Annotated in this window: 18 protein-coding genes; 3 read left to right on the top strand and 15 right to left on the bottom strand. The window is 47.1% G+C overall.

The genetic code is table 11. The features are described from left to right. Positions 1-53: 53 nt before the first annotated feature. The 7 genes from EPD17_RS06185 to EPD17_RS06155 form a co-directional block, all read right to left on the bottom strand. Positions 54-1,295 (bottom strand): serine hydrolase domain-containing protein, encoded by a 1,242-nt coding sequence (locus tag EPD17_RS06185; RefSeq protein ID WP_132052662.1) that lies wholly within the window; start codon positions 1,293-1,295, stop codon positions 54-56. A gap of 196 nt (positions 1,296-1,491) precedes the next feature. Further along, positions 1,492-2,331, bottom strand: a complete 840-nt coding sequence (locus EPD17_RS06180; protein WP_132052660.1) for an MBL fold metallo-hydrolase — start codon at positions 2,329-2,331, stop codon at positions 1,492-1,494. A gap of 798 nt (positions 2,332-3,129) precedes the next feature. Continuing rightward, entirely contained in the window at positions 3,130-3,345 is a 216-nt protein-coding gene (locus EPD17_RS06175; RefSeq protein ID WP_114236646.1) for a hypothetical protein, read from the bottom strand. 633 nt (positions 3,346-3,978) lie between these two features. Continuing rightward, entirely contained in the window at positions 3,979-4,971 is a 993-nt protein-coding gene (locus EPD17_RS06170) for a glycoside hydrolase family 43 protein (RefSeq protein ID WP_132052658.1), read from the bottom strand. Between the two features lie 221 nt (positions 4,972-5,192). Continuing rightward, positions 5,193-5,561: a DUF1304 domain-containing protein gene (locus tag EPD17_RS06165; protein ID WP_132052656.1), complete on the bottom strand. Its 369-nt coding sequence runs from the start codon at positions 5,559-5,561 to the stop codon at positions 5,193-5,195. 237 nt (positions 5,562-5,798) lie between these two features. Continuing rightward, complete coding sequence (locus EPD17_RS06160; RefSeq protein ID WP_132052654.1) at positions 5,799-6,500, bottom strand: VIT1/CCC1 transporter family protein; 702 nt, start codon at positions 6,498-6,500, stop codon at positions 5,799-5,801. A 76-nt stretch (positions 6,501-6,576) separates the two neighbouring features. Beyond that, the gene (locus EPD17_RS06155; RefSeq protein WP_240040758.1) at positions 6,577-6,918 is read right to left on the bottom strand and encodes a hypothetical protein; all 342 of its coding nucleotides are present in this window, start codon (positions 6,916-6,918) and stop codon (positions 6,577-6,579) included. A 425-nt stretch (positions 6,919-7,343) separates the two neighbouring features. Here EPD17_RS06155 and EPD17_RS06150 point away from each other — a divergent pair, with 425 nt between their 5' ends. Further along, positions 7,344-8,042 (top strand): GNAT family N-acetyltransferase, encoded by a 699-nt coding sequence (locus EPD17_RS06150; protein WP_132052650.1) that lies wholly within the window; start codon positions 7,344-7,346, stop codon positions 8,040-8,042. Positions 8,043-8,537: 495 nt separating this feature from the next. Continuing rightward, on the top strand, positions 8,538-8,780 hold the full coding sequence (locus EPD17_RS06145) for a hypothetical protein (RefSeq protein WP_132052648.1): 243 nt from the start codon (positions 8,538-8,540) through the stop codon (positions 8,778-8,780). A 108-nt stretch (positions 8,781-8,888) separates the two neighbouring features. On the opposite strand, the gene EPD17_RS06140 is transcribed toward EPD17_RS06145, so the two are convergent. The 3 genes from EPD17_RS06140 to EPD17_RS06130 all read right to left on the bottom strand — a co-directional run bounded on the left by EPD17_RS06140 (position 8,889) and on the right by EPD17_RS06130 (position 10,568). Continuing rightward, positions 8,889-9,773, bottom strand: coding sequence for an N-acetylmuramoyl-L-alanine amidase (locus EPD17_RS06140; protein ID WP_132052646.1), 885 nt, complete (start codon positions 9,771-9,773; stop codon positions 8,889-8,891). Positions 9,774-9,860: 87 nt separating this feature from the next. Continuing rightward, positions 9,861-10,073, bottom strand: coding sequence for a helix-turn-helix domain-containing protein (locus EPD17_RS06135; protein WP_114236638.1), 213 nt, complete (start codon positions 10,071-10,073; stop codon positions 9,861-9,863). Positions 10,074-10,076: 3 nt separating this feature from the next. Beyond that, positions 10,077-10,568, bottom strand: coding sequence for a DUF2975 domain-containing protein (locus EPD17_RS06130; RefSeq protein ID WP_165929542.1), 492 nt, complete (start codon positions 10,566-10,568; stop codon positions 10,077-10,079). 838 nt (positions 10,569-11,406) lie between these two features. Here EPD17_RS06130 and EPD17_RS06125 point away from each other — a divergent pair. Beyond that, positions 11,407-11,844 (top strand): hypothetical protein, encoded by a 438-nt coding sequence (locus EPD17_RS06125; protein WP_132052642.1) that lies wholly within the window; start codon positions 11,407-11,409, stop codon positions 11,842-11,844. Between the two features lie 122 nt (positions 11,845-11,966). On the opposite strand, the gene EPD17_RS06120 is transcribed toward EPD17_RS06125, so the two are convergent. The 5 genes from EPD17_RS06120 to EPD17_RS06100 form a co-directional block, all read right to left on the bottom strand. After that, entirely contained in the window at positions 11,967-12,416 is a 450-nt protein-coding gene (locus tag EPD17_RS06120) for a hypothetical protein (protein WP_132052640.1), read from the bottom strand. Positions 12,417-12,744: 328 nt separating this feature from the next. After that, positions 12,745-14,280 carry an alpha-L-fucosidase gene (locus tag EPD17_RS06115; RefSeq protein WP_132052638.1) on the bottom strand — a complete coding sequence of 512 codons (1,536 nt, stop codon included), beginning with the start codon at positions 14,278-14,280 and terminating at the stop codon, positions 12,745-12,747. 54 nt (positions 14,281-14,334) lie between these two features. Beyond that, positions 14,335-16,632 (bottom strand): glycoside hydrolase family 20 protein, encoded by a 2,298-nt coding sequence (locus EPD17_RS06110; RefSeq protein WP_165929541.1) that lies wholly within the window; start codon positions 16,630-16,632, stop codon positions 14,335-14,337. A 77-nt stretch (positions 16,633-16,709) separates the two neighbouring features. Next, positions 16,710-18,056, bottom strand: a complete 1,347-nt coding sequence (locus EPD17_RS06105) for an alpha-L-fucosidase (RefSeq protein ID WP_132052634.1) — start codon at positions 18,054-18,056, stop codon at positions 16,710-16,712. Positions 18,057-18,081: 25 nt separating this feature from the next. Next, a complete protein-coding gene (locus tag EPD17_RS06100; RefSeq protein WP_132052632.1) occupies positions 18,082-20,007 on the bottom strand; it encodes a peptide-N-glycosidase F-related protein in 1,926 nt (641 codons plus the stop codon). Positions 20,008-20,267 lie beyond the last annotated feature (260 nt).

Raw genomic sequence — 20,267 nt, 5'->3', positions numbered from 1 at the left:
ACTCCATATTCATCAGCCTGTATTTTGACAAACTCTATGTTGGGACTGCGTCTTTATTTAGCGTCGCTTGCCGTTTTCATGATCGCACTTAATGCTGCATCAGAAATTAAATTCATTCCCCAATCACTATCAACATAGTTGAAATATGCAATTACAATTTCTTCATAGGGGTCAATATACAAAGCTTGTCCGCCAAAACCGGTTTTCAGCAACACATTATCACTTGCCATGTCCCATTGATAGGCCCATTTAAATGGCCCAAACGGGGTGCTTATTGACTTTGCTGCAAAAATTTCCTGCAGTTGTTTTACACTGATAAGACTTTCTTTCCTGGCCTTTATCTCAGTCGTCGTGTACATCATTCCGAACCGTGCCAAATCCCGCAAGGTTGCCGAAACACCACCATGAGGCCACGCTATTCCGTTAGCGGAAAGACATACGTATGCATTGGATGATGCTCCCATGGGTTTCCATATTCGTTCGGTTACCAAATCACAATACTTCCTGCCGGTAACCTTTTCAGCAAGCCATCCGAGAACAAACGTATTGATGTTTGAATAGGCTGCTTCCAAGCCAGCCACTGTGTCCCTTTTCAATGTAGCAATATATTCGTATGCAGACGATGGTGTATTACCGGCTTTCGGCAAAATACCCAATGCCGACTCGAGCTGGTAATTTTTGTGTTGAGGGTTGGTAAAAGGTCCTGTTTCAAAATCTATAGACCGGGTATCCATGCCCGAACGCATATTTAAAATATCTTTTACAGAAATTCCCTTCCAATCCGAAGCACCTAATTCGGGAATATAATTCTCAATTGATTTATTGATATCTATCTTCTGCTCATTGACCAAACTTGTAATGATGGTTGCTGTAATGACTTTGGTCACCGATTGAAGTGTATGCTGGTCGTCGGGAAGCATTGAAAAATATTGCTCATAAACAATAGCACCTTTATGCACAACTATAAAACTGGCAACATGTAATTCTTTCAAATAATGTTCAAGCGACAGCGTACCATTTTTACCGTTAACGATAATTTTTTCAAATGATTTATTGGGTTTGAATTGAAACTGATAGGGCTGGCTGGATTTGTGAATCATGCCAACCGGAAAGAATTCAGACATGTATCTAAAACTGTATTGCGATAATCTTCCGCCAATATCCCACCTGCTTTTTTTAATGCTGTCGTGTATATTTTCTACCTCCTTGGGTGAATAATGCAATTGTTGGGCAGAGCAATGAAACTGCCAAATCGCAAACGTTAGTGTAAACAAATATCGGGCAGTGACTTTCATAATTCTTATTGTGTCATTTAAGATGGCGCCGAATGGAAAGAGGCTTGCGGATGTGCCGGCATCAATGTTTTATCAAACCAGGTAAGTTATTTAAAAGCCTGACAGTAAGCAAACGCTAAATGATTATTCGTCGCCTGAAATAATGACAAGCCTGTATTGTGCGTTCGTGTAATTTAGTTTGATGCCATTTGCTTTCCTATTTCGTCAACGGGCCTGTTACAAATCCCCTGTCCAAATCAAACACATCCCCAACCGATCCAATAATGCATTCACCCCGTTTTAGCCCTACCCACTCCCTGATCTGGTACACTGGTTCGATACCGGTACAATGAGCACCCATAAAATAGCGAATGCGGCTTTCTTTCAATTGCGCAGCTGTCCATTTGATTTGCTCGTTCGAATTCTCCAGCAGGTGAAAACCGCCGATGGCCGCAAGCAATGGTTGGTTCTGTAAATTATTCTGAACATGTGTTATGGTATTGATTATTCCAGAATGACCACATCCAGAAACTAATACCAGTCCTTTCTCTGTGCGTATTACCAGTGATATGTCTTCAGGCACAATGTCTTCCACCACCTTGCCTGACGCATCTTTTCTTCTAAGCGTGTTAGCTCCCAACGTATAATTCTTTTCCGGGTACTTTCTCGGCACCGGTCCTGAGAGATAGATACCAGGATGTATTTCGGTAAAACTATCGTGCACTTTTATTTGACCACCGGTTTCAACATACAGCAATGAGTCGTTTCGCCGGCTGTTGTTTTCTTCGCCACTCGATGAAATGCGTGCATCAAACAAACCCTTCCCTACGTGGGTTAGCGACAAGGCATTGGCATTAACGGCCTTAATTGCATGCCGCAGCGGAAGCCACCCAACGGTATGGTCGCCGTGGTTGTGACTTAAGACCACGGTAGGAACATTGGAAAGGTCGATGTTCAATTCTTTGCAATTTTCCAGAACCGTTGTTTTGTGGGCTCCGGCATCGAACAATATTTTTATTGAGTCCGCTTCTACCAGGGCGGAAAAGCCCCCATTCACCGATGCCTTTTTGAGATAGCATGGTACTAAGAATGGTGATCTTTAAGTGCTTGACTGCATGTCGTTGCTGTTGGGCCGCAAGATTATTAACAACGGCAGTGAAAAACATCCATAGCAGCAGTTTTTTCATGGTAAAAGTTTTTAAGCTTCAATCGTGGCGTCAAAAAGTTGTAGTAGTTCGGGGCAACACGCACAACGGGGAAAACGGTTACTGTCACCAGGTGCAGTCAATGCTCCTTAGCTTTCCGTTCGCACTAAAGTAGATTGGAATTACAGTAGTTCAAAATCTGTTCTTCCGCCACCATTGCAGCAAAATGCTATTGACCTATGGCATTCTCTTGTGAGGAACTGGTTTTATCAACCCAACGATTTTTTTTGTAAGTCTTGAAAGAGTAAAGCATACTGTCGATTGATGGAACCCAATATGCGCCTTTCACCTTCATAAGCCACGCAGCGATTGCTGTCCGCTTCCACCCGTTGTATTCGCCAGTTTTCCATTTAGAATTTCTCAGCCGCTCAAGGTTTCTTTTTTAAGTCGGGTTAGCTCTTGCCCAAAGCCAGGTGTTTGATTGAAAAGGATTGGAACGATTCTCAGGAAGAAAAACCACAAATCAAAAGATATTGATGTCCTTTAAATTTTTTACCAAAAAATTTCGGACAGCGGCAAGTCTTGTCCACAAGAAAAAAGCTGCACCAATCGCAGAACAATTAGTTGCAGCTTTTATACTTTACAAGGGTGGCTTACTATTTAGCTTTTATCAAAAAGTCAGAAAAGAAAGCCCCCTCACCAGCCCGCTTTTATTCGCGACCATCGCTCAGTGAATTGCCTGGATGCGTTGGACAAGCGCCACCACCCTCATTTTGCTCCCGGTTATCTTCATCCATCACATTACCTGTTTCGTGGGCCAGTCCAGGATTGGCGTTATCTGTGCCGGTGATTAAACCATTTTCTATTGTTAGCCGCTGGCCATCCTCTGAAATGATTACGTTGTTGTTATTGTTGTTGGGCTCCATATTTTAATTGCTTTAGTGCATAGAACATTTTTACAACTATCAAGCCATAAGCACCCAATTCATATCGGGATTAGCATGCTCCATATTTAGCATCAATATTTTCAACAACGCTTTCGGAAAGTTTGAATATCAATCCGAGATTTTTTGATGTTCCGCTGAATATAGTGTAGATTTTGAACATATCCGCAATTATGCTCCACTTACAACGGCTCATCGATCAATACATCAGTTGGAAAATATCAGTGTAGTTGAGATGCGCCATTTGCAAATGAGCTTCGCTAAAACAAAAAACCTTGATAGATCACTCCATCAAGGTTAGTAGCAATAACAATCCTAATGACTTTCACAGTTTTCCTGTACTCGGTTCTGGTTAAGGCCTTAATTAGTAGTTAGTTTGGGCGGCCACAGTGAAGGTAGTGTGGGCGGTTTGTTCGGAGAAACTATGGATGAGGTTTTGGGTCAATATCACATAAAAATCCCATAAACTAAGCCGGTATCAACGCCTAAGCCTACTTAAACCGACTCCTGTTTCTTATAAACCCATTGGTGAGCCGGCTCCCGTTTTAGAAGGAACTCAGAACACTTGCAATGTCCCCTACTAGCCTGGCTTAAGCGAAATAACGTTACCGCGCTTTAATTCAGTTCACGCTTCACGCCATCGAAAGTCATCCGCACATTTTTGATGGTGCCGTCGGCGTTGAACAGCAACCGGTCGATGCATACAACCCGGTGGTCGCGGCCAAGGTTGGGAATTGGACGGCGATGGTACACGATATACCATTCGTCGGTACCGGGAATGTTGATAACGGAATGATGCCCTGCACCTGTTGCGATGCTTTCATCGGCTTCCAGGATCGTGGCTTTTCTTTCAAAAGGCCCCAGCACATTATCTGCAATGGCATAAGCCACTTTATACGTGCCATTTGTCCAGCCGCCTTCCGACCACATAAAATAATACTGCCCATTTCGGATAAACATTGTCGGGCCCTCAACATAACCTTTTGGTGTCACTTCCTTCACCAACTCGCTATCCGAAAAAGGCACCAGTCCGGTAAAGTCTGCGTTTAACTTACCTACATTACACCGGCCCCATCCACCATAAAAAATATAATATTGACCATCTTTATCGTTGAACACAAATTGATCAATGGGCTGGGCATTGTTGTAAAATTTATTGATCAATGGTCTACCCAGGTAGTCTTTAAAAGGGCCGGCAGGATTGTCGGCAACAGCAATACCGATGCCTCCCAAAGTATCGTCGGCCACCTTGTTGCGTTGTTTGCTTTGAATGTCGTTGGCAGCGAAGAAAAGAAAATACTGCTTGTCTTTTTTAATGATCGAAGGCGCCCACATGGCTATTTTGGCCCACTTTACCACAGAGGTGTCGAGTATGCGTGGGTGCTTTTTCCAGGTAACCATATCCTTCGATGAGAAAGCATCAAGGAACACCTGCTTTTCATACTTGTCGGAATAAGTAGGATAGATCCAGTATTCTTTTCCAAAGATCACGCCTTCCGGATCGGCATACCAGCCTTCAATAACCGGGTTCTTTTGCGCAAACACTCCTGTTGAAAGCAAACAAAAGGAAAAAACAGAGCAGATAACAAGCAACAAATTCTTATTCATAACACTGCGGTAAAAGGTGGGTTTGAATGTATGAAAACTCCTGCACTTTACAGGAATATGAACCCCGTTCTACCTAATAGAACGCAGCCTGAACTTGGGTGTTACTAATTAAGAAACATCGTGAATCGCAATTTATGAGCACAGTTCGATAAGACCAGGCATCATTCAGGCATGCTATCGCAATATCAACCACAAGTCCAATGGAGCAAAAAATGGCAGCGTCAGAAGTAAGAGATGAACAGAAAAATGATAGCAATGATAGCAGGCAAGGCTTGAACAAAAAAGATCTTTTTGCTTACGCTTAATGCGCCGAAAATACCAGCGATGGCTACGCAAGCCAGGAAGAACAAAGCAATGTTTCTAAACCAGGTGACGTCCGAAATAAACAAACTCCAAATCAGTCCAGCTGCTAAAAAACCGTTGTAAAGCCCTTGGTTGGCGGCCAATCCTTTTGTGGGTTTAAACAAATGTTCCGGCAAGGAAGTAAAGGTTCTTTTCCCGATCGTTTCCCAAGCAAACATTTCAAAGTACAGGATGTACAGATGCTCCAGCGCAATGATACCAATTAGAATTTTTGTAATTATTTCCATAAACAGATTGAAATTGTTGCTGTAAGTTCAAAACAATTCTCCGTCTCTATTCACTTAAATATCACTTGCTCGTATTTAATGCTGAAGGCGTGTTTGAAGTGAGCAAGTGTTCGTTCATTTTAACCTGCTACAACTCGCCTGGATGTTGTGCCTCGGCCATTATATGTTTGCTCACCTACACAATTGCACAAAATGTTATCCATTACTGCAATTACCCGGAAGTACTCCAAAGCAAGACTATACATTAACCCCAAAGATATACCCCACCAATGCCGATAGCCCCATGGCCAATGTGCCCCACACGGTAATGCGTACAATGGCCTTTCCAATATTGGCCCCGCCTGTCTTTGCTGAAATTGCTCCTAAAACGATCAGAAAAATGATGGTAAAACCATACAGGCACAACTCCATATACTTTACCGGCGCAAAAAGCACCACCAACAGCGGCAACACACCGCCAGCAATAAAAGATGCACCTGACGCCACGGCTGCTTGTATTGGGTTGGCCTGGCTGATTTCATTGATGCCCAATTCATCCCTGATATGTGCAGCCAAAGCGTCCTTCTCCGTTAGTTCTATTGCCACTTGCAGCGCAGTTTCCTTTTTTAGTCCCCGCCGTTCATAAATCTGGGCCAGTATATTTAGTTCTTCTTCCGGCATTTCTGCAAGCTCCTGTTTTTCCCTTTCAATGTCGGCTTTCTCCGTGTCGGTTTGAGAACTTACGGAAACATATTCGCCTGCAGCCATCGACAAAGCACCTGCAACCAAACCGGCAACCGTTGCCAGTGCAATCGGATCTCTTGAAGCACTGGCTGCAGCCACGCCAATGGCAAGACTAGATATGGAAATAATGCCATCATTGGCACCTAAAACGGCTGCCCGCAACCAGTTACTGCGATGAATGTAATGGCTGTCCAGATAATTGTCGATGGTTACCACGCTCAATTTTTTACTTTATAAAAACACTCCATTTTGCTCGATGCCTGCCATTCATGCATCACACATCAATCGAATATCAGTGATGCTCCTTGCTTTCGCCACCCGGCAATGGTGCGGTTGAATTTGCATGAACTTCTGTATGCCGAATTTGTCCGCCTAAATACCCGGTTCTTGCCACCAGCCCGAAACTAATTATTGAAATAAACAAAACGGCCACTGCTGTGGTGCCGGTCCATTTTGATTTTCGAACAGTAAGCAAAAGACCAACAAGCGCCGCAACACCAAGCACGATCAATGATATTAAAGCAAATACTGCAAATTCTTCGTGTTGTTCTATTAAATGCTCAGAAACGCCGGCAATCCGCTCCGCTGTTTCCTCGGCAGCTTCGCCTGTTGCATAGGCAATGCCAGCACCCACCGAAGCAATGATAAATAGGATGTATGCAGCCAGCTTTGTTTGATCACTTTTTGCCCATAGCCCGTAAGCCAACACAATGCCACCCAAAATTGAACCGAAAATGGGAAGATGGGTGATGAGTAAATGGAGGTGTGTCTGGTTCATAAAACATGCTTTCTTAAATGTTTCATTTTTTGGTTAAAAAAACAATGATTGCGGTAAATAACTAACGAGGGCTGGCGCTAAGTATAGCAAGATTAGAACTACAGTTAAAAGCACATTCGAGGTCCCGACGTTAGCATGTTAATGGACCGTAATGCGGGAAGTTTTGCGTTTAAAGTCAAAAGGCTGCTGCTCTTTGATTGAATGCAGGCTTATGCGAAAACTCGATATGTAAAGACAACCCTTTCTTACACCAACACTACCTTTGCATCCCAAATTTCTTTATGCCCCACGCAAAGACACATGTACTGGACAATCCCATCTGGAATGCTTTACAAACCGGCAACCGCCCGTTTGCCTTTAGCAATAAAAACGCAGCGTTCATCCGCCGCGATATGGGCGCTTTTGCAGGTATGCCCCGCTACGAACCCGAAGCGTGGAGCGCATTGCATGCGGCCATTGAAGTGGGTGAAATTGTCGTACTGTTTACGCCTGCCACCCTGCCCGTTCCCGCCGGCTGGCAGGTGCAGTTGGAAAAGAACCTGCTGCAAATGGTGCACAACAATACCGGCGCTGCCGCAAGCCGCAGCGACAACATTATTCCGCTTACAGAAGCCCATATTCCGCACATGCTGGCGCTAACCCAACTGACTAAGCCCGGCCCGTTTTTGCCACGCACCATCGACTTTGGCAACTATGAAGGCATCTTCGAAAACGGGCAACTCGTTTCCATGGCCGGCCAACGGCTGCAACCCGATCCCTACACCGAGTTGAGTGCCGTTTGCACCCACCCCGATGCTTTGGGCAAAGGCTATGCGGGTATGCTCATTCAAAGCCAGGTGGAACAGATCAGCGCCGCGGGGCGCATCCCGTTTTTGCATGTGTACCCCGAAAATGAAGGGGCAGTGGCCCTATACCGCAAACTGGGGTTTGCTGTACGCCGGGAACTGGTGGTGTATGTATTGGAAAAAACGCAGCTATAACTGGTGCTAAAAGGCCGGCAGTGGCTGCTTTTGGCCGCTTAGGTTAATAAATGTTAACAATACACTTAATTTGCCCGCTGTGGCATCGTTTACTGAAAGCATAGCCATACCTTCGGCTTTAGCATAACAATCATTTAGTTGACACCGAGGCTGGATTTCTATTCGGCCTCTTTTTTTGCCCTTTCGCAAAGGCTGCTGCACCAAATAGCTCCCCTTAAATCTACGGAATATCGTGCATCAGAAAATTTCTGCAATTGTCGCTTTTGTTCAAACTTCTTCAGCAGTGCTTTTTTTACTTAAAACAAAAAAGCCGTACGGCCACTTTGCGCCAAAGGCCCATCAACCCAGTCATTTATTCCGGCACATTTTTACAGGCAAGGTAATAGCCCGCTTGTGCAAAACGGGCAAGCAGCATAGCTGAAAACTTCTTTGTCTACCAGTTGTGCTGCGTTTGAAATAGATACTTTATATCACCAACAATATTGCCGTTAAGATATGATGCTGTATGCTACTACCTTAATGATCGACGACTTTGCTGTGCCTTACCAGGTTTATAAAGAAGGAAACCGCCTGTTTTTTAAACCCATGGCCCTTGTACAAAACGGCGCCGCACCGCTGTTTTGGGTAGCCGAAAGCGGTGGCCTTTGGGAACCCATGAACATACAGGACGAACAATTTAAAACACAGATCAAAGACAATATTGCACGGCACCAGACCGAGGTGCGTGCCGGCCGGTAAAAGCCTGTTTGCTTTTTAAATAAACTGATGTAAAAATCGGCTTAAACAATCAAACACCGTCGATAATATAAACCCGACATACGCCACTTGCTTAAACGAACGGAACGCCTATTTTAAATCGAGCAGCGACGAGTGAATCCACCCAATACTTTTAATACAGCGGCCGTCCTGCATCAGTTCTTTTTTATCATTGGCCAGGTACACTTTACTCCAGGCGCCAAAGGTTTCAATCAGGCCTACCTGGTAGCCTTTGGACAGGCTTTTAATGACCGGCGAATTGGTTGAATGATCCACCCGGAAATTCGTGCCTGCCGTATTTACCAGAAACAAATCGCCCACATGATCGGGGCGGCCCAACACATTGGTCTTGAATTCGCGCCAGGGGAAACAAGGTCCCGGATCGGGTTTGCGCAGCGGCGAAATATCGTCGTGGCCCAGCACCGTAACCATCTGGTAATGGTTCACCAGGGTTTTGCTCAATTCGTACAGGGCGGTGAGTTGCGCCTTTGGAAATTTAAACCAATGCTTGTTGTCGTTGGCCGTCCAGAACTTGTGTTTGTGCCTTGTTTCCAAAATATCTTTTGCCCTGCCCGCAGGGTAGCTTTGGTGCTTGGTTGCAGTAACCTTGCGTTTGTAGCTGCCATCGGTCAGCTTTTCGCAAAAACCGGGATTGACCAGTTCAATGCCCACCGAGTGGAAATTAAAATTTTCCACGCCATCCCATACGCTGCTGCCAGCATGGTTGGCCCTCCGGTTAAAGGGCACCAATTGGGTAATGGTGCCATCGAGGTCGAGTACAATATGCGCGGCAATTTTATCGGGATTGTTGGCCGTGTTCATAAACCAGTCGATGGCCGCACGGGCTGTGTCTCCGGCCGTGTAGTGTATGATCAGGTAATCGGGATCAATGATGCCCCGTGCATTGGGCGATGGTGATTGTACAATCTTTTCGTGTGCATGTTCGGCTTTCAGCAAATGATTTTCGATGAACATAAACAGGGCTTTGGTGAATAAAACTGTTATTGCACCGGTTAAGATAATACCCTGTTGTAAAGTTTAAAAGCACCCTTTAGAAAAAGCTTACGCTTTGTCCGGCACATACTCCAATATGTCGCCCGGCTGGCATTGCAGCACGTTGCAAATAGCTTCCAGTGTGCTGAAGCGGACGGCTTTGGCCTTGCCTGTTTTTAATATGGAAAGATTGGCCAGCGTAAGGCCCACTTTTTCGGACAGCTCGTTGAGCGACATTTTACGCCTGGCCATCATTACATCGAGGTTCACAATAATGGGCATGTGTTATACTGTTAGTTCATGTTCGGTTTGAAGATCGACACCCTTTTTAAACACCTGCGAAAGAATAAACACTACACCCGCCAGGAAAATAAATTCAACTGAAACCAGTTCGCCTTGAAAGCCATCCACCCGTTTCCACAACCACTTGGTATGTGCATTCGACAACACTGCCACCACCCATGTTGCCAGCGTTATATTACCAATGCGCTCCAGCAGCAGCGACACTTCCATTTTGAACGGATGTTCCAGTTTTATTTTACCCAACACTTTAATGACCAGAAACGCAATAAATGCCTGCAGCAGCACAAGGGCTACAATAAAAGAAACAGTGCCGGAATAATGCCAGAAACTGTACTGCCGCAACGCCAACAGGTTGAGCCCCTGGTATAGATCCTGCGATGCCTGCGGATTGAACAGGCTTACGCCGTATGCCACGAGTATGGCGCCGCCCTTGATGAGCAAACCAATAAATGCCACCCAGCACAGCACGTGCATGACGGCCAAAATTTGATTGTTTCTATTTTTCATATGCGGTTTTTAAAATCGAAATCTTGCCCAATGCTAATAAATATTTATTGAAAAACAATAATTTTTTATCAAATAATTTTAAACAGATGATAGCAATCATGAGCGTTAATGAATTAGCATAAAGCGGAGAGAGATTGAAATTGGTGAAAAAGATTCATCGTTTTTCCAACAAACTGCATTGATTGAATAAGTCATTTTGATTCACCCATACTTTGTTTTTACACGGAGCCAATTGCATAAACAAAGCAACCAATAGTAATACATCAACCTGCACTTTTATAACAGTGCACGATAAACGAAAAATTTCGAGCTGTTCTTATATCTATAAAATGTGTGTACTAGATAAATATGCTTCAAATCTCCTTATTGATGAATAGTGATCTACAGCACTTCACCACAGTAGTACCACAGCTTAATCAAGGCGTTATCCCGGAATCAGGCTGTCATTTGATTCCGGGCCTGCTTTTTTGTTACTTTTTTGCAGGAGCAAAAAAGTAAAAGCGTGATAGAAATGATGTACTAGATGGAGCTTCCAGATACACTCCATAATTCTGCACCCCGTCACCTATCAAATAAATCAACGCAAAAGCGGATACAATCTCCTAACGAATTCACTAAACAACGCTTTCCACTCCTTCATTCAAAACTCACAAAAAAACCTCCCACCACTCGTCCCGCTGTTAATCCTTTTAACAGCGCCTGCCACCCTTCACAATTTGCTTGCTGCCGGCTGTAACCCCCGGTAGTTTTGTTCCGTCATACATGCACAACAAACAACAATCAAAAACATCAATACCAAACGATCATGAAACCTTTACTCATCCTCCTGACTGTACTTTCTTCATTTTTTGCAGGCGCCACCGGTACTCCTGAAAAAGTTGCCCCTGCTGCAATCCGTGCATTTGAAACCACTTTTTCGCAGGCACAATCTGTGAGTTGGGCCGTTGCCGACGACCTGTATAAAGTAAGCTTCCAGGTAGCTGGCCGTTATGCCTATGCCTACTACGATGAAGCAGGCAATATGATTGCCGTTACCCGCCACCTCAGCCCCACCGAACTGCCGATGGTGCTGCTGGCAAAAGTAAAACAGACCTATAGCCAGTACTGGGTTTCCGAACTGGTGGAAGTGTCCAACGAAGCCGGAACCCACTACTATATCACCCTGGAAGATGCCGCAACCAAAATGATTTTGAAATCGAATGGCGCCACTGCCTGGTCGCGTTACCAAAAAAGCGACAAGTAATGCCTTTCGATGGATCGCAACCATTTAGCTAACCTGGCCAAACACCCAACAAAAAGCTCCGGATACGCATGCATCCGGAGCTTTTATTTTTGATTAGGGTCTACTTGTTTTAAAGCAGCTTTTTATGCCAGCACTTCAGCGCCGGTTTCGTACAACAACCGGTCGGGCAGCATTTCAAAATGCAGTTCTTCGCCGGTGAGTAATTGATATAGGTTTTGCAACTGGTGCACATACTTTATGGGGTGCGCAGCGTTGTTATAAAAAAAGTAACCGCAGCGCTCCGACCATTCCAGCACTATCAGGTGATCGCGGGTAAAAGCATTATAACCCTGCACATATTGCTGCAACGGCCCCAAGTTTTTGTGCGCAAAACCAGCCTGCTCCAATATTTCACCGGTTATGGGAATAGGCAGGCAATCACGCAGGTATTCGCCTTCATCGTGTTCTTTAAAAAACAACACAAAGCCGGCATCATCAAAATATTCCATGGTGCGGATGGTGAGCACCCTGCCTTCGTGGAGGCCGGTACCCGAAACTTTATTTCCAATCCTTAAGTCTTTAATGTGTAACATACATCCAGCGGTGTTTTTACGTCCGTTTCCGTACAGCAATGTTATCGAAGGATGGCGGCTTTTAGCGTATGCAGGGCGTTGATTTACATCAGCAGCGGTACTGATAAAAGGCCGATTAATGGTTACCCATTAATTAGTTTTGATATTTTAAAAAATTGGCAACGTCAGGGCACAAACCCGGTATAGAATTTTGAAAGTATGGTCCGATGCAACGACACATTTATCAACATAAACAAATATGTGATCCGAATAAATTACCTCATTGACCAACAAACATAAAAAAGCCGACAAGCATGGCTTATTGGCTTAAGTTCTTTACAAAAATATTTTACTGCGCCGCCTGCTTGTACAATCCAAACGCCGCCAGTGTGGGCTGCAGCCGCGATGCGGTAATACGCAGCCGCACTTTGTTGGCAGTAACGGCATCAAAACGAAGCAACCTTTTATAACCCACCGTGGTGCCTTCTGTTGCTTTCATCCACTGCCCACCCGATTGGTATTCCAGCACAAACGATTCAATGCGCTGCCCCACGGCAATTTGCTCCTGCAACATCAGCACATCAAAGGTCTTGGTCCCTTTCAGGTCCAGCTCAATCACTGCGGTAGTGTCGCTGCCTTTGGTAGTCCAATAAGTTGCATCATTGTCGTCAAGCAGCGCTGCCGGCCGCACACCATTGGTCGATGTAATGACTGCACCTTTTGCCAGGTTGTTTTTAAATGTTGCATCGCGTAAAGCTTTCCATCCCTGCAATGCAGCCACATCCGCTTCGTGTACCAGGCCACGGCCATCTGGCGGAATATTGAGCAGCAACACACCATTGCGGCCCACGGAACTGTAATAAATATCGAGCAGTTTTTGCGGTGTTTTTACCAGGCTATCTTCCTTTGCATGATAAAACCAACCCGGCCTGATGGACACATCTGTTTCAGCTGGGTACCACACCAGGCCTTTCGCATTGCTGATCTTTTGCCGGCTGCCCAAATCATCGCCGCGCATATCGCCCTGCGGTTTAAATGCCACGCCTTGCTGCGAGGAGGCCGCCACTGCATCCTGGTCCAGGTTATCGGCAGGCACCACGCTCCATTCAGTTTCGCGGCCATAGCCTGTTTCGGTACCCACCCAGCGCACATCGGGTCCCATAATGGCAATCACCGCTTCGGGTTGGAGCTTGCGGATATGCGCATACCAGCGGCCAAAATCATACACCTGTTTTTTACCATTGGGGCCTTCACCATTGGCGCCGTCAAACCACACTTCATCCACACGGCCGTATTGGGTAAGCAGCTCCGTTAGTTGTGCTATAAAAAAATCATTGTATGCATCCGTGCCATATACCGGTGCATTCATATCCCACGGCGATAGGTAAATGCCAAAACCAATATTGTACTTTTTGCAGGCTGCGGCCACCTCTTTTACCACGTCGCCTTTGCCCTCTTTCCATGGGCTGCTGGCCACCGAATGTTTGGTGGTGGCAGTGGGCCACAGGCAAAAACCATCGTGGTGCTTTGCAGTCAAAATCACCTGCCTGATTCCTGCTTCTTTAGCTACGCGTACCCACTGATCTGCATCCAGTGCAGTGGGGTTAAATATTTGCGGGTCTTCCTTGCCGGTGCCCCATTCCTTTCCGGTAAATGTGTTCACGCCAAAATGAAAGAATGCGGTCAGCTCCAGTTGCTGCCAGCGCAATTGCCGCGGCGTGGGCACAATGTTGGCTGCCTTGCGTAAAATTTCTGCGCTGCTTTCGCCTGCTTTAATGTGCACAAAATTTGCTTTTTCCTGCGCCCCCTTTTGCGCCTGCAACACCAGTGTGCCGGCACAAATGGCAGCCAGTAAAAAGGATTGTTTTACAACAAGCTGTTTCATCGAACTAAATATTTTGATGGTTGAAAAGTGAATGACTAAAAATGATGCATTGCGTTATTCAATGATCATTTCATCGACAAACAACCAGGCTTCCCTGCCGGCGCCTGAATACCCTTCGGGGATGATGCCATAAGGTGTTGCCACAATGCGCACAAACTTTGCAGCCACCGGCGGCCAGGTAAGCTGCACCGCCACAGAGCCTTCGGTTGCCGGCGGCGTTACCTCTTTTTGGGCAATGGTGGTAAAATTGACGCCATCATCGGATACCTGCACCGTTAATTTACTTGCCACCCAGATCCATGATGATGGCTTATGAAAAAAGCGGGTATTGAGCGACGTGAATGTTTGCGCAGCGCCTAATTGCATCGTTCCCTCAAATGCCTTTCCATTAAACCCTAGCCATTCGTCGTCGTTAAAACGTTCGTCGCTGCCGCGGATGCCGTTGTGCCAGGCACCTCCACCGCCTTTGCTGTATTGCCTGCTCGGTGCATGGGTCAGCGTTGCCTTTTTTCCGGCGCCCTTGTGCATGATGAACTGCCGTTGCAACTGTGCCACCGTAATGCCTTCCAATATAACTGCAGCACGCAGCAACGCATGTGTTTTGATTGCCAATGGTTCTGTAAATACCGCCGATTGCAATGTGGGTGCAGTGGCGTCCAGCGTGTAGTAAATAGGCGCTCCATTTTCGACGCCGCTTAACGTTACGGAAATGTTGCCCGCCTCATCGGCTGCATGTTGCAGCTTCAGGTCAAACAGGTGCCGCGAGTAAGCAACACCTTGTGCATCGAGGCGTTTGAGGTAAGACACCAGCCTGCGGCTAAAATCGCTGTAGCCCATTTGTTGTGGTGCCGTCCAGCCCACTTCTGCTAGTGCAATGGCGCGGGGAAACATCATGTATTCGGCCTTTGCAGCAGTGGGTATAAATTCAGTCCACAAGTTTCCCTGCACGCCTTTGATCAAACTGGCAGCAGTGTTGTTCAATGTAATGGGCACCGGATCGTAGCTGTATACTTTTGCCAGCGTGGTAAGCCCGCCCCATGCAATGGGTTCGCCATGTGCGTCCGACTGGTAATGGTCGAAATAACAGTACTCGCCGGGTGTCATGATCACTTCATGCCCCATCTGCGCTGCTTTGATACCAGGTTCGGTGCCGGTCCAACTCATTACAGTGGCCCCGGGTGCCAGCCCGCCCTGCATGATCTCGTCCCATCCAATTGCTTTGCGGCCCCTGCCCTGCACAAAAGCGGTGATGCGTTTTACAAAATAGCTTTGCAATTCCTCTACACTATTCAGCCCTTCCTCTTTCATGCGTTGCTGGTCGTGCCGGCAGGTTTTCCATGCGGTTTTTGCGGCTTCGTCGCCGGCAATGTGCAGGTACTGCGATGGAAAAATATCCATCACCTCGGAAAGTATGCTGGTTAAAAAAGTAAAGGTTGCTTCCTTGGTGCAATACTCGTCCTGTATTTGCTGCGGGTAAGGAAAAGGCTTGCCGTTGCTATTGAGACAGGCCAGCTCGGGATAAGCCGCCAGTGCTGCACGGGAGTGTGCCGGCATTTCAATTTCGGGCACCACGGTTACAAAACGTTCGGCAGCATATTGCACCACTTCGCGCATTTGTTGTTGGGTGTAAAAGCCGCCGTACAGCGTATCATTCGGACGACTGTTGTAATCATACGTCGTATTGAGCGGCGTGCCTTTGCGAAATGCACTGATAGTAGTGAGCTTCGGGTATTTTTTACTATGAAAACGCCATCCCTGGCTGTCGGTGAGGTGCCAGTGAAAACGGTTCATCTTTTGCCGCGCCAACAGGTCAATAAATCTTTTTACCGAATCAACACTCATATAGTGCCGCGCCACATCCAGCATCAGGCCGCGGTGTTCGAGGCGGGGCGCATCTTCAATAGTTACTGCTGGCACCTGCCACACTGTGTTGGCTACCCGAACTTTTGATTCAACAGCAACCGGCAGCAATTGCAGCAGGCTATGCACTGCGTAAAAAATGCCAGCCGGTTGTTGTGCACGGATCACAACCGACTCCTGCTGCACCGATAAATGATATCCTTCGCTGCCTCTAATTGTTGCATCCAACCGCACTACCACCAGCCGCGGCTTAGCACAACCGGGCCGCAGCAAATCCACGCCAGCAGCCTGCTGCAGCTTTTTTACCAACGGCGCCACGGCCCATTGCAGTTCTTTGTTCTTTCTATCAAACTGCAAGCCGGTGCAGGCGCTAATTGTAAAGCTGCCCTTACCCCACCCAACGCTTTGTGGCTGTGGAATAATCGGGCTTTGCTGTGCCGCCAGCCGCATCCCACAAAACACCAGTAACAAAAAAACAAAAACACGATTCATGCTTCGAAAACTCATTTAAATTATTCACCCACTATCAACTACTAACTACCAATTCCCCACCATCATCCATCATCTCCCTACTGCAATCCGCCCATGCCCTGGTACAAACTCACCGGCCCATCCAGCTTTAGCTCCAGCACCGACATATAATCATCCTGCACCGTAGGGGGCACTTGTATGTATACCAAACCCGGCACCGGGCTCCACGAAATTTTACCCACCACTTTATGCGCCAGGCTTTGCCCGGTGCCCACTACCTTAATGCTGGCTATCTTATTTTTCAATCCCTTCAGCACCACATCTCCGGTAACTTTTCCCGGCAAAAACAGGTACACGGTAGCAGAGTCTTTCGACAATGTAGAAGGGCCATAAAAATGACCTTGCGGCAAACCGCCCAGCGTTCCGAAAATGGCCGCTTCGTGTTTTTTATTCCACTTGCCTAACTCCTTCAACACATGTACCTGCTGCGGCGGAATAGTGCCATCCTGCATGGGCCCGATGTCGAGCAAGAGGTTGCCGCCGTTGCTTACCGCATCTGCAAAAATGGTGATGACTTCGTATGGTGTTTTCCATGCCGTATCCTGCGGTTGGTATCCCCAGTTGTTGTTGATGGTCATGCACAGCTCCCACCAGTTAAACCTCGGCCGCGTTACCGGAAAATTTTGTTCCGGAGTTACATAATCGCCATAGCCCTGCAGCCTGCCGTTGATGATGGCAGCCGGCTTTGCATCGAGTATATTTTTGCGGATGCGTTCCGAATTCCATTCTTCGGCAATGTGCTCCCAATCGCCGTCAAACCACCACAGGTCGGGTTTGAACAACGTGGCCACTTCCTGCATTTGCGCTTCATTAAATTGTTGAAACCGCTGCCAGCGTTTTGGGTCGTCCTTTATGGCGTACCGGTTGCTGTCTTTGGTAAATGCGGGATAGTCTTTATGGCTCCAATCGAGCAGCGAATAATAAGCGCCGCGTTTGATGTTGCGCTTGTCAAGCGCCGCAAAAAACGGCGTCAGCAAATCTCTTTTTGCAGGTGTGTTTTTTACCACGCTGTAATGCGCCTGCTTGGTGGGCCACAGTGCCACACCATCGTGGTGCTTGGTGGTGATCACTGCATACCGGGCACCGCTTTCCGCAATGAGGTCGGCCCATGCTTCGGGGTTGTAGCCCGAAGCAGTAAAACCGCTCATCTGCTTCATGTAATCAGCATGGCTGATCTTTTTGTTGTAAAAACTCCAGCTTTCGTCCACGCCGTTTACGGCGTAAATACCCCAGTGAACAAAGATGCCCAGTTTGGCATCGGCAAACCATTGCATTTTCTCACGGATATCATCAGCCGCAATTTTTGTTTGGGCCTGTGCAGGCAACGTTGCCGAAAAGAGCAAAGCCGCACCGGCCAATGTTTTCGTCAGTTGTTGTGGTAACATTTTGTTACTATTTTATGGAAAAAAATTATTCTTTGTGCCGGATGCGCTTCCTGAATTGCTCTTTGCCACCGATGGTTACTACAAGGTAAAACCGACCCTTTGGATAGCGGCTCAAGTCGTAGGTAAACAGGCCTTCTTTTAGCTGCGTATAGTGGTGTGATTCCACAACCTGCTCACCGGGATCGGTTACCAGTTGCACCACCACATCCTGCGGGTTGTTGGCATAAAAGTCAAAAGTTGTTTTGTCCTGTGTGCGGGTGGGGTACAGGCCAAACGACATTTCATTTTTGATCGCATCGGGAGTTGGTCCTACTTCAAAATCATATTGCACCGACGACCCAAAGTCTGATTCAAAATCTTTGAGCATGGCGCCGGTTCCATTCAGCAAACGCAGCTTGCCGCTGCCGCCACGGGCATTGGCCCAAAACTCCAATCCATTATCGGCGGTATCTAAAAAAGAAAAGCGGTACATACCTTGCGCCAGCCGCACTGTGTCGGGGTACAATTGATTGGCGGCTAGCGAGCCCAGTGCACGTTTTGCCACCGTATCGCCCTTACTGTTGGTAAGCGCATAACTGTTGTGCGCCGGTTGGTTATTGGCAAGTAGGTACACCACCAGCAGGCTATCGTGGCGCGGCGCTGCAGTAAAGAAACTTGTTAGCCGGTTGTCACTTTGGTCTCCATCCTGCTTGCCGTTGGGCCGAATTAATTCCACTTCAAATGTATTTGTGCCAGCATGGCTCCGGATGATACCGGGCAGCGTAATGGTTTGCATAGCGGCCGGAAGCAGCGTGCCCTTCCATGTATAGGTTTGTGGCGCAAAGCCTTTAGTACCGTATTTTACCTGCAGTGTCCGCACTGTTTCCGAGCCCATATTTTGCACTAACACGGTGGGTTGCATGGTTGCGGGATTGTGCCGCCGGTGCGCATCTTTGCCCGAAGGCGCAACAATATCATTGATGCGTACATCGTGTGCAACCGCTGCCTTTTTATACTGCACCAGGTAAGCCGTAATCACTTCATCGGCACTTGGGTTTACAGCGTTGTATACCTGCATGTTGATGTCGATGGTGTGCTGCTTACCCGGCTGCACCGGCAGTTCGTAGAGGTCGGGTTGCACCAGGTCGCCGGGGCACCATGCAGCCCGGTCATAGATCCAGGTGCCGGCCTGCGGATACAGCGGGTTGTCGCCGCATTTTTTCCAAATGGCCCGCCGGTCCAGCATTTTGCCATCAAACCAAACCTCGCGGTATTTGTTGCAAAACTCACCGCAACCATCAGGGCGGTCCATGCCATGGCCCGTTTGCACCACCCGCAACCGCGCCATATGTGCGCCTTTTGCAGCCGCAAACGAAACAGGCTTCAGGCTGTTTTCAATACTGTTGGCACTATCGCCGTAGCGAAAGGAACCGTCGTATACCTTTTGAATGGCAATGGGCTCCCATGCAGCTTTTCCGCGAATGATCTCGAATTCGAGGGTAAGGCTCCAGCCACGGTCTTCCGATGGTTCGTAGCCGGTGTGGTTGTATTCAATTTCCACCGAGTCGCGCAGCAGCATGCTAAAATCGGTTACATCCACTTCCCAATTAAACTGCCAGCCCCTACCAAAAGCGCCGCCGTAAGGTGTAAGCATGCGGCCAATTTCAAAGTCCTGCGAGGTGCCGCCAACACCCCCGGTGCGCCTGATGGTAATGTGGTCTTTATAATCCCAGTCGGCGCAACGAAACTCGTTGGGACAAGCCAGCTTCAGCTTTAGTTTAATTTGGCGGATGGGTTCTGTTGCAGCCGGGAATTTGCCCCATGCTTTATACAATTTAAAACCCTGTGCCGGATCGGTAACAATGGTGGCCGCTTTATGCGTTACCACCCGTACCGTATCAGCACTTTGTGCATTGGGCGCACATGCCAGCATAAAGAACAAAAAGTATACAAAATGAATAGTGGTCTTCATTACGCAATTGCGGTTTGATATGCCAGTGGCACGCAGGCAAAAGCAGGCAACGCATTTTCAAACAAAGAAGACCAATATAAACATATTGGCCTTCGTGAACATGAGATTGCTTCTGCTAACATGAAAGAATAAACATAATAATGTTTGGACAGATTTAGTTGCGCAAACGTTTGCAGTGTTTTATGATGCCCGGCGCAGCGGCAGTCTGTCCACCCAGCCAACAACTTAATACTAGTGCAGGATGGTGCGATACATGCAAT

The sequence above is a fragment of the Pseudocnuella soli genome (genome assembly GCF_004347775.1).
GTDB lineage: Bacteria > Bacteroidota > Bacteroidia > Chitinophagales > Chitinophagaceae > Flavisolibacter > Flavisolibacter aquaticus.
Note: the sequence above shows the minus strand (reverse complement) of the source record. Positions and strands in the feature narration are given on the sequence as shown.